Below are 16,427 nucleotides of genomic sequence, written 5' to 3' on the forward strand. Positions count from 1 at the left end.
AATGTCTTGGAAAGAACTCAACAGATGATTCAAGTCGCTTTACAAAAAATGGGATATTCGGATTCGTTCTACGAGTTATTAAAGGAGCCTCTCCGTTTCTTGACTGTTCGTATCCCCGTAAGAATGGATGATGGTTCCGTACAAGTTTTCACCGGATATAGAGCTCAGCATAATGATGCCGTTGGACCTACCAAAGGTGGTATTCGCTTTCATCCAAGTGTTGCTGAAGATGAAGTGAAAGCGCTAGCTATATGGATGAGTATAAAATGCGGAATCGCCGATCTCCCTTTTGGTGGTGGAAAAGGTGGTATTCAATGTGATCCGCGTTCATTATCCTTGCCAGAACTGGAGCGATTAAGCCGGGGTTATGTTCGTGCAATCAGTCAAATTGTAGGACCAACCAAAGATATTCCAGCCCCTGATGTTTTTACAAATTCGCAAATTATGGCATGGATGACGGATGAGTACAGCCGCATTCGTGAATTTGATTCCCCTGGCTTTATTACTGGAAAACCAATCGTATTAGGTGGTTCAGCTGGTAGAGAATCGTCTACAGCTATGGGTGTTACGATGTTCATTAAGGAGTCCGCTAAAGTTGCGGGTATTGACCTTAAAGGAGCGAAGGTGATCATTCAGGGATTCGGGAATGCCGGCAGCTTCCTATCCAAATTTCTACATGATGCTGGAGCTAACATTGTAGGAATCTCTGATGCCAACGGTGCTTTATATGATTGTGCCGGATTAGATATTCAGTATCTGCTGGACAGAAGGGATTCTTTCGGTACGGTTACTAATCTTTTTTCCAATACGATCTCCAATCAAGAATTATTGGTCAAAGAATGTGATATTCTCGTGCCAGCCGCTATTGAAAATCAAATTACAGAAGATAATGCGTCCCTGATCCAAGCAAAAATCGTAGTAGAAGCAGCCAATGGTCCTACAACCTTGAAGGCAACGGAAATTTTAACGGAGAGAGGTATTTTACTCGTTCCAGATGTATTAGCCAGTTCCGGTGGGGTTATTGTATCTTATTTTGAATGGGTGCAAAACAATCAGGGCTACTACTGGCCAGAAGAAGAGGTTCATACAAAGCTGGAACAGATTATTCTCAAATCGTTTCATAACGTCTACCAAACATCTCAACAAAAAAACATCGATATGAGATTGGCAGCTTATATGGTAGGCTTAAATCGTTTGACAGAGGCTATTAAGTGGCGTGGATGGATTTAAAAGTATTCCGCGATAAGAATCGGCGCAGTGATCCAGCTTTTTCCGTAGATTATGCCCAGCACCAATGATACAATAACAGATAGTCTGGCTGCGCCGAGGCCGTAATAGGAGGCATTATTGGTGGAAATCACAAAGGTAGATTCAGTTGCACAATTAGCCCAGTGTCTTGAGATTCGAAATCAAGTTTTTGTCGAGGAACAGAAGGTTCCACAGGAGCTGGAAAACGATGAGTACGATGCATCATCAGATGCTTGTGACCATATATTATTGACGTATAACGGAGTCCCGGCAGGAACTGGACGTTGGATAGCCTATAACCAACAGACGGCCAAAATCCAACGTGTTGCTGTATTATCCGAATTTCGTGGTAAGGGACTCGGCAAGGTATTGCTTCAAGGACTGGAAAAGCATGCGAAATTGGCAGGGTATACATGGTGTATATTGGACAGTCAATGTCATGCCGAGTCGTTTTATTCCCAGCTTGGATATAGCACGGTTTCGGAGCAACCCTTTGAAGACGCTGGCATCATGCACGTCCGTATGCAAAAAAAGATTGGATAATTGTCCAATCTTTTTTTCTGTCAGTGCCCACAAATATGATTTATGGTTTATGAAGTATATTGTGGAGGAAATCCTAATAGTTTTGCAATTCTGGCTACCAGTTCTTGCTGTGAAATCATCATTTGATGAATTTCGTCATATTGTTTGTTACGCATTTCTTCTCTCTTGATGTCTTGCTCTGCAATATCCGTTACTTTTTCTGTAATTGCCTGCATCTCGCCGCGCAGTTCCGTAACTTCTTCAGATATCCCGTCATACCGTGTGTTCAGTAATTTAGCTGTAGCCAATATTTCATTTTTGATATCCTGTTCTACCATTTCGGTTACATTTTCTGTTAATGTCTGCACCACACTGCGCAGTTCCGTAACTTCTTCAGACATATCATCATACCGTGTGTTCAGTAATTCTGCTGAGGCTATTAATTCATTTTTGATATCCTGCTCTACAATTTCGGTTACATTTTCTGTAAGTGTCTGCATCTCGCTGCGCAGTTCTGTAACTTCTTCAGACATACCGTCATAACGTGTGTTCAGTAATTCTGCTGTGACCAATAATTCATTTTTGATGTCTTGCTCTTCAATATCCGTTATTTTTTCTGTAAGTGTCTGTAGCTCACTGCGCAGTTCTGTAACTTCTTCAAACATACCGTCATAACGTGCGTTCAACGATTCTGCCGTGGCTATTAATTCACTTTTGATGTCTTGCTCTACAATTTCGGTTACGTTTTCTGTGAGTGTCTGTAGCTCACTGCGTAGTTCTGTAACTTCTTCAGACATACCGTCATAACGTGCGTTCAGCGATTCTGCCGTGGCTATTAATTCACTTTTGATGTCTTGCTCTACAATTTCGGTTACGTTTTCTGTGAGTGTCTGTAGCTCACTGCGTAGTTCTGTAACTTCTTCAGACATATCGTCATACCGTGTGTTCAGCGATTCTGCTGTGGCCAATAATTCATTTTTGATATCCTGCTCTACAATTTCCGTTACATTTTCTGCAAGTGTCTTTATCTCGCTGCGCAGTTCTGTAACTTCTTCAGACATACCGTCATACCGTGTGTTCAGCGATTCTGCTGTGGCCAATAATTCACTTTTGATATCCTGCTGTACAATGTCCGTTACATTTTCTGTGAGTGTCTTTATGTCACTGCGCAGTTCCGTGACTTCATCAGATACGCTCTCATACCGTGTGGTAAGTGTCTGCATAACATTACCTAGTACGGTTACTTTAACGGATACACCGTCATATCGCGTGTCCTGAGATTCTGCAACGGCAATTAATTCACTTTTGATGTCTTGTTCAACAATTTCGGTTACGTTTTCTGTAAGTGTCTGTATCACATTGCGAAGTTCTGCGACTTCTTCTGACACACCACCATATCGTGTATTTAGTAATTCAACTTTGGAAGTAATTTCATTTGTAACATCTTGTTGTAAAACTTCATGTATTTTTCCCGTGAGTACTTGGAGAATATTACGCAGCTCAATTACTTCTTTGCTTAACTGAATGTTTGAACTATCTATAATTGGCGACAAAAGCGTGCCGTACTCCTTAGACGCTATAGTAACCTTTTGAATCATATCCTGTAAATGGTCTTTAACATCCTTGGGTTGTCTGTTAGCTTCTAATTTTTGTTTAAGTATCTCGACAACATTCCGTAGTTCCGTCGTCTCCTTACTAAACGGAATCTCGAGGTTATGAATATTAGGCGTTTCAGAGGTTTCAGGCGTTTCGCTTTCATTCATTTCGGTAACAGCCTGTTGGCGCATTTCCTGTAAATGGTCTTTTATATGCTTAATTGATTTATTGGCATCCCTCATCTTGGAAATGATCTCGAAAATATTTAGTGCTTCTTCTGTGTATCTGAGAGAGCCATTCATAACTACAGTCGGAAAATATTCGCGATATTGGTTTGACCAACCAGTAACAGCAGTACGCGTTTTCCCAAGTTTATTGGCGATCTCAGAAAGCTTATAAGTTTTTTTCATTGTATGCTCCTTCGTCCTTTCTTCTTTAAATAATTTTTGTCGTACCATTAGGCTATAGCTGTTTCATTTTATTCAGGACACTATATAAATGACAATGAAAGAAGAAAATAACACCTGGTACACTTACCACAAACCAAAGAGCCCTCCCTGGCTCATTCCTCTAGAGGAATAGCACATAAGAAGGCTTAAAGGATCAGACCGTTTACGTTAAAATGACTTCCCGTTCAAATCGTGATTTCCCCAAGCTGGATCAGCTCGATTATTAGATTAAAGCGGCTTAGCTGACAAATCCTTCTCTGCTTTTGGCTCTGGTTCCTCTTTAGTTTCGGATACTAACTCTCTGGCTGATGCTTTAAATTCATGAAGCGTACGACCGACAGCCCGGCCCAGCTCCGGCAATTTGGAAGGTCCGAATAAAATGAGTATGACAACAAGAATCATGATAAGTCCTGGAATACCAATATTTTGCAGCATATGACATCACTCCCTATATAATGGATAGATTAATTTTGATTATGTTTTTTAGGATATACAGCGACTGCTTCAACTTCAATTAACCAATCATCATTAACAAGGCTCGCAACACCGACCGTTGAGCGTGCGGTTTTTACCGGATTGTCCGGTTTATTGAAATACTCGGCATAGGCTTCATTCCAGCCCGCGTAATCAAATTTGTTATCTTTGCTCTTATCAGCCGTTAAATAAGCGCGAAGGTAAATCACATCGTTCATGGTCAAGCCTTTCTCCGCGAGCTGCTTCTCAAAATTTTTGAATACCCCAATTGCTTGTGTCTTCGTATCGCCATAACGCTCATATACGGTTGCTCCATCTTTATTTAATAAAGGAGGAACGGTGCCGCTGGTATACAGGTAAGCAGCCCCGGCAGGGACAGAAACTCCACTGGAAATTGTCGACGTTGCGCTTCCATAAAATTCAGACTCATAAATCGGCTCCGCATTTATTTTATTCGGCTTGTCCGGCTCGTCTGCTGCAAAAGCCGTGATACTGATCGCACCAGACATAACAGCAAGCAGCAGCATAGATTTCATATTTTTCTTTAGCATAAGTTCACAGGTCTCCTCTTCTGTTCGATAATGAGCTATTAAGCCTTCAATACACGCTGGTGGAGCTCGGTAACAACTTTACGCGCCGACTCAATTCCGCCAGCCATCCAAGCTGTAATGTAGCTCATGTGCTCCCCGGCCAGGTAAATCCTGCCGTCTGGCTTGCACAACGTCTGATAATGGGTTTTCCGATCCTCTTCCGTATAAGCTGCCCATCCACCCTGGTTGTACTTAATATTTTTCCAATGGATGGAGAACGAGGTTTCGAACTCTTTATAAAATTGCGGGTGAATTTTGGCGCCTGTACTTAGTGCATATTGCTCGCGCTGCGCAAGAGTCATTGCACCTAATCGGTCTGCAGCAGCTCCGTTTGCATAGTAGGCAAGCAAAATTCCCTTCTGAGCGTTGTATCCGGTTGGAGGATAGTAGATCGAGGCCACATCGGTATTGGTTACCGTAGTACCCCCATATAGCTGCTCATCTGTTTCCCAGAAGCGACGTTTGAACTGGATGCCCAGCTTACCTGCAGAGGCATAATTGATGCTGGAGATCGCTTTCTGCATTTCCGGTGAGAAGTCAGCCGGGATATTGCGAAGCTCTGGCAATGGAATCGTGCAAATACAGAAATCACCAGTGATTTCTTTTATTGCCCCGGTGTCTCTATTCTTGTAAACAACCCGGACTCCGCTATCGTCCTGACGGATTTCACTAACTTCAGCGTGGAATACCATATTATGACCGACGCGCTTCTCGAATGCTTGCGGGATTTTGTCCATGCCGCCAACCGGATGGAACATCATCATTTGTTGGTCATACCCATACTCGCTGGAGAAGAAGTTGCCAAAGCCCGAGCTAATGATCGCGTTCACATCGAACGGGTCACGGATGACTCCGGCATCGAGCTTGCCGCCCGGTTCTGATTGATAACCTCCCCGGGAGGAGCCTTTGTAGAACAGGTCCGCATTGAGGTCGCCTTCGCGCTTCAAATACGCAACCAGTTTTTCTTTTTCCTCAGCATTCAACGGCAAATCAAGTGCATTCTGGTTGACTGCTTTGGCCAGCATTTCAGAGACATAACCTCTAACGTCTGCTTTCACTGCACGCTTTCTAATTTTTTTCCCGGATAATGCACCAACATTTTCGCTATAGTAATAACCGTGATCGTTAACATTATTAAATGGTTCTATGGGAATGCCGAATTTACGTATGTACTCCATCGTTACATGGAACTGCGGGATACGCATGGGCCCTGCATTCAGGTACATGTGCTCTCCGCTATCAAAACGTGCAACCTGCTTCACACCGCCAATCTCCGTAACCGTTGTACCTTTCCTTACAGACCAGATTCTCCCCCCGGAGCGAGAACGCGCTTCAAGAATCGTACAATCGTACCCTGCCTCCTCCAGCTCATAAGCTGCTGTCATCCCGGCAATCCCACCACCAAGAATGATGACCCGCTTGCCGTTACGATTCGTTAAGGATAAATCGTTTCTACTCGGTGGCGTGTACTCCGCTGCTTTCATTGTTTCAGGAGAAAATAATCCCATGGTACCCATTACACTGAATAAGGCAGCTGATCCTCCGATTTTACCGACAGTAGTCAAGAACTGTCTTCGTGTAATCTCATTTGGTCCTTTGTTTTCCATCTTAACACTCTCCTGTTCAGCTATCATTGAATCTGAAAATAACCATACCAAATTTTAAAACATGTGTATTAATTTGTGTTAGTAAATCTAACATAGTTTTTTTGGCTCACTATCAAAATTAGGTAGTTTTTACCATGAAAAAAGAATTTATACTTGATATCATGTTGGAAATGATGTAAGTTTAGTGCCAATGCAACCCTTTTCATTTATTACTTCATGCAAAACAAATGTTTAATGTGACGTAAATATTACATGGTTTGGAGGTTGTTAGTATGAAGGAAAAAGTAATGGGAATTGGAGTAGTATGTGAATTAACAGGACTTTCCGAACGGCAAATTCGGTATTATGAGGAAAGGCAGCTGATTAGTCCTGACCGAACTCAGGGACGCACGCGCAAATACTCGTTCGAGGATGTGGAGAGGATTAAGGAAATACAGCAGAAGATGATGGAAGGCTTTAATACTTTCGAAATCAGACAGTTGGCTGCAAAAGGCCGGTTGAAACTCAAATACAGCTGAATAAGAAAGGGAGATATCTGATGAACGAGCCTAACGCAATGACATTCCTCGGACATGTAGGAGAACTGCGCAAACGAATCATTCTTGTTTTAGCTGTAGTCGTTATAGCGATGATAGCCGGCTTATTCTTAGCTCCGCAAATTTTACATTATTTAAAAAGCATGCCCCCCGCCTCCGACATGGTCTGGAATGTGTTTTCTCCGTGGGATAGCGCAAAAATTTATATGAGCGTAGCACTGGCCTTCTCCATTGTCGTTTCATTGCCTTATATCCTTTATCAAATTTGGGCTTTCGTCAAAAAGGGTTTAAGACCCGTTGAGCAGGATGCGGCATTTTTATACATACCTTTTGCATTTATCTCTTTTATTATTGGGCTTAGCTTTTCGTATTTTATTGTGTTTCCCATGAGCCTTGCCTTCACCACAAGCATTACCAAAAACCTGGGGTTCTCTGAAACCTACGGTGTTTATCAATATTTTTCTTTTATGTTTAATATCATTCTGCCTGTTTCCCTTGCGTTTGAGCTTCCCATCATTGTAATGTTTCTGACCAAGCTAGGAGTGTTGAATCCTAAACGGCTGAATGCTTTACGTCGGCATGCTTATCTGATTCTGGTCATTACGGCCAGCTTGATCTCACCTCCAGAAATTATTTCTCATCTTATGGTCTTTGTTCCACTTGTTTTATTGTATGAGATCAGTATCGTACTCTCTGGTGTAGTCTACCGTCGTAAGAATCACAAAGCTTTTGCCAGTGGGTGAGATCGGTGTATGGAAGGAGATGAAAGGAATACGCGTAGGTCTGGAGAACGACTACAAGGCAGCTATTGAGGTAGTTTTACAGGACCAGACTGTGTGAATATACCCCAATTTCTACCAATAAATTGAAAAAAATTCCAAAAATAATAAAAAACCGTCAGAAGGACTTATTCCTCAGACGGTTTCATTTACAATGATAGGCAGCACACAAATGCGTTTCCTACGATTCTTCTTTATTTTTCATACGTATGCTCGTAGCTTTCAAATACCTCTTCTGGTGGTAATGGGGATGGGGGCGGCGGCGGATTATTTTTCAAATAAAGGGCACGCCTTTCCAGACGCTGTATCGATTTGAATTTCAGGGTCAGCCATACCTGACTGGCGATGTAAATCGAGGAATACATTCCGACAACCAAACCTACCGTCATTGCCAAGGAAAACAGATTAATGGAATCACTGCCCCAAACCAACAAAGCAATTGAAGCAATCAGGACGGTAACAGCTGTATTAACGGAACGTACCAGCGTTTGATTGATACTCAGATTCACAAGGCTTGTTAAATCCTCCCAGGTTTTGGCTCGGGCAAATCGGAGATTTTCACGTATTCGGTCAAAGATGACGACGGTGTCATTAATGGAGTAGCCCACAATCGTCAGAATCGCGGCAATAAATGGCAGATTGACTTCCAACTTTAGGATGGAAAATACGCTAATCACGAAAAAAACATCGTGCACCAGGGCAATGATGGCTGCGACAGCAAAGCCCCATTCGAACCGTATGGTGACATACAGCATAATGCCAATGCTGGCAACAGCTACAGCGACGATAGCCTGAAAGGCCAACTCCTTGGCGATGCCCGGGTCAACCGTGTTTTCCTCCTTACCGATGCCGTTTCCATATTCGACAGCAAAAGCTGACAGGATACGGTCGGATTCACCAATATCCGCATTCAGCACCCGATCAAACCGCACCGTCACCCGATCCTGCTGGCCCCCGCCTACAGTAACGACAGACGGATCAAATCCGGCTTTCCGAACGATTTCTTCCGCTTTATTTTTTTCAATTGGTTTCCCCAGAGCAATGTCTATAGTTGTACCTGCCTTAAAATCTACGCCGTAGTTTAAACCATGCACCAGCAAGCTGCCAATTCCAATGACAGTAACTAGAATCGAAATGAAGAAATACAGTTTTCTATGTTTAACAAAGTCAAAAGCCCTGTGTACAAGTGGCATCGGTTCATTCTTGTCAATGGCAACTACCTGTTTTCGCGAAACCCCAAAAAACAGCGGATTGTTGAAAATATCTGTTTTGGCCAGCATTCTCAGCAGCCATTGAGAGAAGTAAACATTGGTCAGGATACTTAGTCCAATACTAAGCACGAGTGTAAGCGCAAAGCCTTTAATCGCGCCTGTTCCGACATAAAATAAGACGACAGCGGCAATAATCGTTGTAACATGCGAATCCATAATCGTACGAAAAGAATTTTTATAGCCTTTGCGCAGTGCCGACAGTAAGCTAAGTCCCGTGCGCATTTCATCCTTAAGTCGTTCATAGGTAATAACATTGGCATCTACAGCCATTCCAATACCGAGCACAAATGCTGCAATTCCCGGCAAGGTCAACGTCGCTCCCAACCAATTCATGATCCCGAGTAGCAGCCATGAATACGTAATTAGCGTAAAGCTGGCAATAAATCCTGGGATACGGTACAAAACAAGCATAAATAACAAAATAACAATGGAGGCATAAGCTCCGGCCATTACCGTCTGCTCAAGTGAAAGCTGGCCTAATGAAGCTCCGACAGATTGTGCGTATTTTTCTGTAAGCTTTAGTGGAATCGCACCAAGATTGATAGTATCTACAATTTCTTTGGCCTGGTCGTAAGTGTAATTACCGGTTAAGGTTGAAATTCCCTCGGTCAGAACGACCAGTATGACAGGCTCCACCAGAACTGTATCATCCAGTTGAAACGTTATCTTTTGATGCAGCAGCCTCGTTGAAATCTCTAGCAGCTTCTGTTTATCCTTGACCTGTACACGTATAAGCGGTTTTTGTAATTCCCCGTACACGATGCTCGATGCACCCTCCAGAAAGTCGCTGCCGTTTAATTCAATCGCACCATCCGGGCCTCGGACAGTGAGCTGGGCTGGCTTTTTGAGAATTTCCCTGACCCTCTGCTCATCCGCTACCCCTGCCAGCCGAACCCGGATTCGATTGGATCCTTCCGTCCAAATTTCCGGTTCCGTAGTGCCTAAAGCATTAATGCGTTTTTCCAAACTTTTTGCTGTTTGCCTTAAGGAATCCAGCGTAATCGCTCCATTTTCCTCAAAGGACGATGCTTCATATAGAACTTCAAAGCCGCCCTTCAAATCAAGACCCAGCTTCACGTTGGAGAGTACGTTCGGAATGGTAAATCCAATAATACTTAAGGTAATGGTAATAGTTAGTAGAAAGGCAGCCATTCTTGTATAGTTCAGCAAACAAAGTCTCCTCCCGACAAATACCCCCGCGCGCTTGCAGGAATATGGACTCGTCTTCACGAAAATATGACATATACTGCGATGATAAAGATGATAGCTCCATTCGTCAAGCTATATTAACATCATGCATTGCAAGGCTCAATTTGACTAACCCATTAGGAGACAAGTTATGACAACAATCAGCATAGTACTACTTTCCCAGCATTTCGAGCTATTTAAGCAATGCCTAGCCAGTATACAGCTCCATACAGCAGACTCTTATGAGCTGATCGTCATTAATGATGGAGGCGCACTGGAAATTAGTGAATGGCTGGAGCAGCACGCCCCAGATGCGATCTTGCTGTCTACTGCACAACTGCTGGGCGTTGCAGCCGGCTACAATCTTGGAGCCTCTCATTCGCGAGGCGAAAGCATCGTCTTCATCCGGGATCATGTTACAGTTACTAAGCATTGGCTTGAAGCTCTTACTGATTGCATGCAAGCCAATCCCAAGGCTGCCATGGTTGGACCGCTTAGCAATAACGTCAGCGGCTTGCAAAATGCTCCTATCCCCAGCCGCGAGACCTTATCGAAGGATGCTGCTTCAGTACAAGACCTACTATCCTTTGGCTACAGCTCGGCACGTCGAGCCACTCGACTGCTTAGTTTTCTTCTGCTGATACGCAGGGATACATTCGACAGCTTGGGCGGCTTCGATGAGCGGTTTGCCCTGGAGGCCTACGAGGACGATGACCTGTGCTACCGTGCCCTTCAAGCAGGCTACACCCTGCATATTGCCTATGATTGCTTCGTCCATTATACCTATCCGCCCCAACTGTTTCCTGATGATCCCGACTGGTATCAGCGGCAGATCGTAATGAACCGATTCAAGGCACTAAACAAATGGGGATTTGATTTGGCAGAAGCACAATATGCTATAAAAACGCCAAGCTTGGTTATGTTTGAACATATGGTGGAGTCGTGTGAAGCTCTTACTCCACACGATCTGTATCGTTTTGCCAATGAATTGGCCGATGATTGGCAATGGGAACGGGCTGCTGAATACTATGAGCGTTTTCTAGGACTTGAAGAAGGCGACATTGAGGATCGTATTGCCATTTACGGACGTTTGGCCGATTGCTACTCCCATCTGAACCGGATGCATGATGCGAAAAACAAAGTTTTGCAGTCGTTTTCTTACGCGCTACCGCGTGCGGAAAACTGCTGTCGACTTGGCATGCTTTATATGAATGAACATGACTTTACAAGTGCTGCCTGGTGGTACAAGATTGCTACCGAGCTGACTAAACCCGTGGAGCCTAAAGCTATTGTAAGGCAGGAATGCTGGAACTGGCTACCCTACTTGCAGTTGTGCGCTTGTTATATCCAGCTTGGCCAATACCAGCTAGCATACCGATACAATGAAATTGCAGCTGCTTTTATACCGGATCACCACAGGGTACGGGGAAACCGAGCGTATTTGGCCAATCACTTGGAGCCTACCTCTTCAAATACCAATACACTTACACCGGCACAAACTGACGCCGAGCAACAAATTCCTAACCAACCACAAGTTGGGCAGAAAACCAGGATAACGTTGTCAATGATAGTAAAAAACGAAAGCGGACGTTATTTAAAACAGGCACTGGAACGGCATCGCCTGTATATCGACGATGCGGTTATTATTGATGACGGGAGCACGGACGATACCATAGACATTTGCTTACAGGCTCTGGCTGGGATACCCGTTAAATTAATCAAAAATGAAGTATCGAAGTTCAGCAACGAAATAACGTTGCGCAAGCAGCAATGGGAAGAAACATTAAGCGTCAATCCGCAATGGATTCTTAATCTTGATGCCGACGAATGGTTCGAGGATCGATTCACCACAGAGATACGCCAGCTTCTCGATCAATCGAACACCCATGTTATCAGCTTCCGGTTGTATGATTTTTGGACGAATTCGGCCTACAGGGAGGATAGCAACTGGCAAGCGCATCTATTTTACCGACCGTTCCTGCTCCGCTACAATCCCGATTTCCCCTATGTGTGGAAAGAAACGCCACAGCATTGCGGGAGATTTCCGGAAAATATTTTCCAGCAGCCCAATGAACTTTCCAATTTGCGGCTGAAGCATTTCGGCTGGGCAAATGCTGCAGATCGTTTGCAAAAATTCAATCGATATATGCTGCTCGATCCGGATGCAGTTTATGGACTGAAGGAGCAATATGTATCCATCATCGATAGCAATCCGCATTTGATTGAATGGGTAGATTGAGAAGCCAGGAGGAGCCATCTACAGATATTTGGATAAGAACTGCTGATGGCTCCAGATTGCGTTGCCAAGCTGTAAATGCTGCCTAATAATACCTTTATATTAGCAGCAAACCTATAGAAACCGCTGCAAGCAAATTTTATTGGATAGCTTTACATCATTTTACACAGCAGTAATCGGATACACTTCAATTCCGGTCCCCACATTGTCGTCGAAATGGCATTATCAGGTACCGAGAAATCATAGTCTCCATAGAACTTCAGATTGGCTTTCTTCATCAGCTCCATCAGACTATCCATATGTACATTAGGGTAATCCACAGTGAGTACAATGAGCCCGTCATCCTTAAGCACCCTTGAAAATTCCAATAAAGCTTTTAATTGCACAAGCTCGTCCACATGCTCCAGCACAGATATGCAGTACACTTTGTCAAACCTATTATCGGCATAGGGCATCTGTGTCATATCGCATAGTGCCAACTGAACATTATCGAATAATGAATCATCGAATTCTGAGTAGACCTTCTCACCAATCGAATCTTTAATATCTTGAATAATATCATTTCTTGAAATGATTCGTGGGTCGCTATCGCAGGCATAAACCTCCTTGGCTATTGTACCGAGATAAAATTTAAAAGGATGACAAACACCACAGGCAACATCAAGGACAACGTCCGAGCTTGTCGCGAACCTGCCCGCCCAAACATATTCATAATGCCGACTCCACCATGCTTCAGGCAAATCATAGACAATATGTGTTTCCTTAGCATCCCCATACGTAATAAATCTGGAAATGCAATCCACAGCATTGATCAAGGTTTTTCCCCATTTCTCTTATTTATATATGGATATAGCCACTGTGACTTCTGCTCATGCATAAATCCTGATGCTTACGACTGATTAAGGACCCCAGTCAAATACTGCTTATTCAGCAACATGCTAGGGTGATGGGGATCATACGACAATCCAATCTCATTATGCTCCATTGCGCGTATATGTTGGCCAAGACGGTCATAGCAAACGCATAGCTGCAAATGCGGCAGCCATGTCCAAGCGCTTGGATCGGGAGATGCACTCAGGTCGGTCGGTCTTGCCAATTTGATCGCTTGCTTATATAAAAGAATAGCTTCTTCCCATCGCTCCATATTCATAATCATGAATGCCAGCTTGCAGTATATTTCGGCAGAAGGAATCCGGTTCACATAAGTTTCCAAAATATTTTTCGACTGCATCGGCTTTCCCAATACATTGTAGCAGTCTGCTGCATACACAATAGCTTCCACTCGCTGTTCTTGCTCGCCCTCGCCAGTTTCTAAAAAGCCCAAATAATATTCAAGGGCTGCTTCCTCATAAAGATAATTACGCATGCATGAAGCATTGTGAAACAACTGCTCAGCGTTTAGTTCCTTTATTGAACCAGCAAAAAGCGATGAGTGATCCGATTTCAGACAAAGCTGCTTATAGGCTGCTACACCCGCTAAATCCGAATCGCGATATATATGATAAGCCGGATAAGTGGTTTCCACAAACAACCCTAGGCCCAAAGCATCAGCACGGATACAAAAATGTCGATCCTCGCCCCAAAAAGAAATACTTTTAATTTCCGCAAAGCTTACCCCTGCGTGAAGTGCTTGTTTACTTATCCATGTACAAGCACCAAGTCCCCCAACTTCATATAAACCCGGCATTCGCAGTTGAGCAAAAAATCGCTTCATTCGCAGAAATTGTTCCTGACCCTCCACATCTTCTCTACGATCCTTTTGGTATTGCGTGTATTCGTCCTGCAGCCAAACCTGTGGCATTTCAAGCGTATCGGGCTGCCAGCTCGTCCAGAAAATGCAGGAAACAATGGGTTTATCTGCTTGAATCAGTTGCTCCAAGGTTAGCGGATGCAGGACAAGATCGGAATCGACTAGAAACAAACCATCATATTCGGCATTACGTGCTCGTTCTATAATGTCGTCCTTCATAGCAGCGACTTTCCAAATCTGGCTTTCTTTCCAGTAGTGTGTGAACTCGCTGCGTTTGTATTCCTCATCGGATTGTATAGCAGGTGATATCATAACGCCCCTTCCTGTCGTCTCGCAAAAATCGCTAAGCATCTGAGATGACAGCGTGTCTACATTATCGTCAACAAATATATAGTCAACGGTCGTTGAGCTTTGTGTTAGTTCCTTAAGCGATAATAGAAATTGCTCTAGAATAGCAGGAGTCTGCCTGATAGGACTGCCAATTAAAACTTTCATTTCAATGTCATTCCTTTATCCTTGACATTTTTTACGAACTGAATCGCTTCCGCACGGGTAAGTAGATCCCTTCCTTTGTATCCAACCACGGTAGCTGATGTTTTACCGCTTGAATAACCTTTATCCAATAGATACTGAATGGCCTCGTCCTTTAGCAAATGAGTGCCGTCTGCTGCTGCGATGATGCCAGCCACTGTCTCACGATTGATAAAAGCACTTCTTAATTCTGCAGCATTCCCGATTCCTTGAATCGGAAAATGGTGGGCTTCACTAAACGTATAAAAGGCGTCAGCCCAATGGTTATTGGAACCGGCAGCTTGAACACCAAACATTTTCAGGAAAATCGCCAAAAACTCCGCTTCCGATACGTTGTTATCCGGCTTAAAGCTGCCATCCTGGTATCCATCGATGACCTTATTAGCATATGCCCATGAAATCATGCTTTCCGCCCAGTGCCCAGTAACATCGTTAAAAGTCGCTCCTCCGATTAGAGCAGGCTTTCCATCACCCCCGGCAAAGTTGACCTGAACAGGATAACGTTGGCTCTCCGTGCTCCCATCACCCAACTGACCAGCCTCGTTTGCCCCCCATGCCCATACGGTTCCATCTTTTCTTAAAGCAAGATTATGGTCCGCGGAGCTGGCAGTGACGGCTATAATATCCGTAAGATCGCTAACCCGAATGGGATCTGTTCTTTCATCAGTAGTCCCATCACCCAACTGGCCTGTAAAGTTGCCTCCCCAAGCCCATACGGTTCCATCTTTGTTTAAAGCCAGATTATGGCCTCTGCCACCTGAAACCGCAATAATATCCTTCAAGCCTTTTACTTGAAACGGAACTGTTTTGTTCTCATTTTTCCCATTTTGGTTCCAACGCCATGCCCATACTGTTCCATCCCTTTTGACAGCTGTGGTGTATTTCCCCTCAGCTACTGCTACAACATTTGTCAGTCCACTCAATTGCACCGGAACTGATTTCCATTCTTCGCTTCCCAATGTACCCATGCTCGATTCAGCAGAACGGTTATTTCCCCATACCCATACAGTGCCATCTCTTTTAACGGCTGCACCGTCACTAAGACCGCTCGAAATAGCAGTTACATCCGTTAGACCCTCCACTTGCACAGGTACCAGCTTACTGTCGGTTATATTCACACCTAACTGACCATATTGGTTCCAACCCCATGCCCACACGGTACCATCACTTTTTAGAGCCAAGGTGTGTGCAGCACCGCTGGAAATAGCAGTTACATCCGTTAGTCCGCTTACTTGTATAGGACTTGATTTATTTTCCGTGGTTCCATCTCCCAATTGTCCGTATATATTCCAGCCCCATGACCATACCGTACCATCTTTATGCAGAGCTACTGTGAAGGACTGACCGCTCGTTACCTCTACTGTATCTGTAACACCTTTCAACTGTATAGGATACAGCTTGTTGTCCGTTGTTCCATCGCCTAATCGGCCATCCTCATTGGCCCCCCATGCCCATACCGTACCATCTTGTCTAACAACTTTCGATTCTCTAAATCCGGTAGCCAGTGATTGAATGGCTAATTCGCTACTATTATTGGCATAGGTGTATGCAGGTGGCAGCATTGCAAATTCCACGAAAGAAAGCATAACCATCATGAAGCACAGGAATTTCACATTTCTCAGTTGTTTATGCATAGCTGATTGCTCCCCT

The 16,427-nt window shown here is 44.0% G+C and carries 13 protein-coding genes; 5 read left to right on the forward strand and 8 right to left on the reverse strand.

The window, feature by feature from the left end:
* The first annotated feature begins 24 nt into the window (after positions 1-24).
* A complete protein-coding gene (locus OB236_RS16380) occupies positions 25-1,230 on the forward strand; it encodes a Glu/Leu/Phe/Val family dehydrogenase (protein ID WP_262684996.1) in 1,206 nt (401 codons plus the stop codon).
* A 120-nt stretch (positions 1,231-1,350) separates the two neighbouring features.
* Positions 1,351-1,791: a GNAT family N-acetyltransferase gene (locus OB236_RS16385; protein ID WP_262684948.1), complete on the forward strand. Its 441-nt coding sequence runs from the start codon at positions 1,351-1,353 to the stop codon at positions 1,789-1,791.
* Between the two features lie 47 nt (positions 1,792-1,838).
* On the opposite strand, the gene OB236_RS16390 is transcribed toward OB236_RS16385, so the two are convergent.
* The 4 genes from OB236_RS16390 to OB236_RS16405 all read right to left on the reverse strand — a co-directional run bounded on the left by OB236_RS16390 (position 1,839) and on the right by OB236_RS16405 (position 6,486).
* On the reverse strand, positions 1,839-3,776 hold the full coding sequence (locus OB236_RS16390) for a MerR family transcriptional regulator (protein ID WP_262684949.1): 1,938 nt from the start codon (positions 3,774-3,776) through the stop codon (positions 1,839-1,841).
* 267 nt (positions 3,777-4,043) lie between these two features.
* Positions 4,044-4,250 (reverse strand): twin-arginine translocase TatA/TatE family subunit, encoded by a 207-nt coding sequence (locus tag OB236_RS16395; protein WP_076236807.1) that lies wholly within the window; start codon positions 4,248-4,250, stop codon positions 4,044-4,046.
* Between the two features lie 29 nt (positions 4,251-4,279).
* Positions 4,280-4,840 carry a RidA family protein gene (locus tag OB236_RS16400; protein WP_076236810.1) on the reverse strand — a complete coding sequence of 187 codons (561 nt, stop codon included), beginning with the start codon at positions 4,838-4,840 and terminating at the stop codon, positions 4,280-4,282.
* Positions 4,841-4,878: 38 nt separating this feature from the next.
* Positions 4,879-6,486: a flavin monoamine oxidase family protein gene (locus OB236_RS16405; RefSeq protein ID WP_262684950.1), complete on the reverse strand. Its 1,608-nt coding sequence runs from the start codon at positions 6,484-6,486 to the stop codon at positions 4,879-4,881.
* Positions 6,487-6,758: 272 nt separating this feature from the next.
* Between OB236_RS16405 and OB236_RS16410 the strand changes: the two genes are divergently transcribed.
* Both OB236_RS16410 and tatC read left to right on the forward strand, forming a co-directional pair.
* Positions 6,759-7,004, forward strand: a complete 246-nt coding sequence (locus OB236_RS16410; protein WP_076236816.1) for a MerR family transcriptional regulator — start codon at positions 6,759-6,761, stop codon at positions 7,002-7,004.
* Between the two features lie 20 nt (positions 7,005-7,024).
* Positions 7,025-7,765 carry a twin-arginine translocase subunit TatC gene (gene tatC, locus OB236_RS16415; RefSeq protein ID WP_262684951.1) on the forward strand — a complete coding sequence of 247 codons (741 nt, stop codon included), beginning with the start codon at positions 7,025-7,027 and terminating at the stop codon, positions 7,763-7,765.
* A 230-nt stretch (positions 7,766-7,995) separates the two neighbouring features.
* On the opposite strand, the gene secD is transcribed toward tatC, so the two are convergent.
* Positions 7,996-10,242, reverse strand: coding sequence for a protein translocase subunit SecD (gene secD / locus OB236_RS16420; protein ID WP_262684952.1), 2,247 nt, complete (start codon positions 10,240-10,242; stop codon positions 7,996-7,998).
* A gap of 169 nt (positions 10,243-10,411) precedes the next feature.
* On the opposite strand from secD, the gene OB236_RS16425 reads away from it, so the two are divergent.
* Positions 10,412-12,499, forward strand: coding sequence for a glycosyltransferase (locus OB236_RS16425; protein ID WP_262684953.1), 2,088 nt, complete (start codon positions 10,412-10,414; stop codon positions 12,497-12,499).
* A gap of 149 nt (positions 12,500-12,648) precedes the next feature.
* Here the strand turns inward: OB236_RS16425 and OB236_RS16430 are convergent, their stop codons facing one another.
* From OB236_RS16430 to OB236_RS16440, 3 genes are all read right to left on the reverse strand, one after another.
* Positions 12,649-13,311, reverse strand: a complete 663-nt coding sequence (locus OB236_RS16430) for a class I SAM-dependent methyltransferase (protein WP_262684954.1) — start codon at positions 13,309-13,311, stop codon at positions 12,649-12,651.
* Between the two features lie 74 nt (positions 13,312-13,385).
* Positions 13,386-14,741 (reverse strand): tetratricopeptide repeat protein, encoded by a 1,356-nt coding sequence (locus OB236_RS16435; protein ID WP_262684955.1) that lies wholly within the window; start codon positions 14,739-14,741, stop codon positions 13,386-13,388.
* Positions 14,738-16,411: an S-layer homology domain-containing protein gene (locus OB236_RS16440; protein ID WP_262684956.1), complete on the reverse strand. Its 1,674-nt coding sequence runs from the start codon at positions 16,409-16,411 to the stop codon at positions 14,738-14,740. The genes OB236_RS16435 and OB236_RS16440 overlap by 4 nt, the downstream gene beginning before the upstream one ends.
* Positions 16,412-16,427: the final 16 nt, after the last annotated feature.

The organism is Paenibacillus baimaensis (assembly GCF_025567575.1).

Excerpts from the sequence above, each read along its gene's own strand:
- OB236_RS16425 (WP_262684953.1), top strand. The coding sequence starts at position 10,412 with ATGACAACAATCAGCATAGTACTACTTTCCCAGCATTTCGAGCTATTT.
- OB236_RS16380 (WP_262684996.1), top strand. The coding sequence starts at position 25 with ATGATTCAAGTCGCTTTACAAAAAATGGGATATTCGGATTCGTTCTAC.
- tatC (WP_262684951.1), top strand. The coding sequence starts at position 7,025 with ATGAACGAGCCTAACGCAATGACATTCCTCGGACATGTAGGAGAACTG.
- OB236_RS16400 (WP_076236810.1), bottom strand. The coding sequence starts at position 4,840 with ATGCTAAAGAAAAATATGAAATCTATGCTGCTGCTTGCTGTTATGTCT.
- OB236_RS16395 (WP_076236807.1), bottom strand. The coding sequence starts at position 4,250 with ATGCTGCAAAATATTGGTATTCCAGGACTTATCATGATTCTTGTTGTC.
- OB236_RS16435 (WP_262684955.1), bottom strand. The coding sequence starts at position 14,741 with ATGAAAGTTTTAATTGGCAGTCCTATCAGGCAGACTCCTGCTATTCTA.
- OB236_RS16390 (WP_262684949.1), bottom strand. The coding sequence starts at position 3,776 with ATGAAAAAAACTTATAAGCTTTCTGAGATCGCCAATAAACTTGGGAAA.
- OB236_RS16440 (WP_262684956.1), bottom strand. The coding sequence starts at position 16,411 with ATGCATAAACAACTGAGAAATGTGAAATTCCTGTGCTTCATGATGGTT.
- OB236_RS16405 (WP_262684950.1), bottom strand. The coding sequence starts at position 6,486 with ATGGAAAACAAAGGACCAAATGAGATTACACGAAGACAGTTCTTGACT.
- OB236_RS16410 (WP_076236816.1), top strand. The coding sequence starts at position 6,759 with ATGAAGGAAAAAGTAATGGGAATTGGAGTAGTATGTGAATTAACAGGA.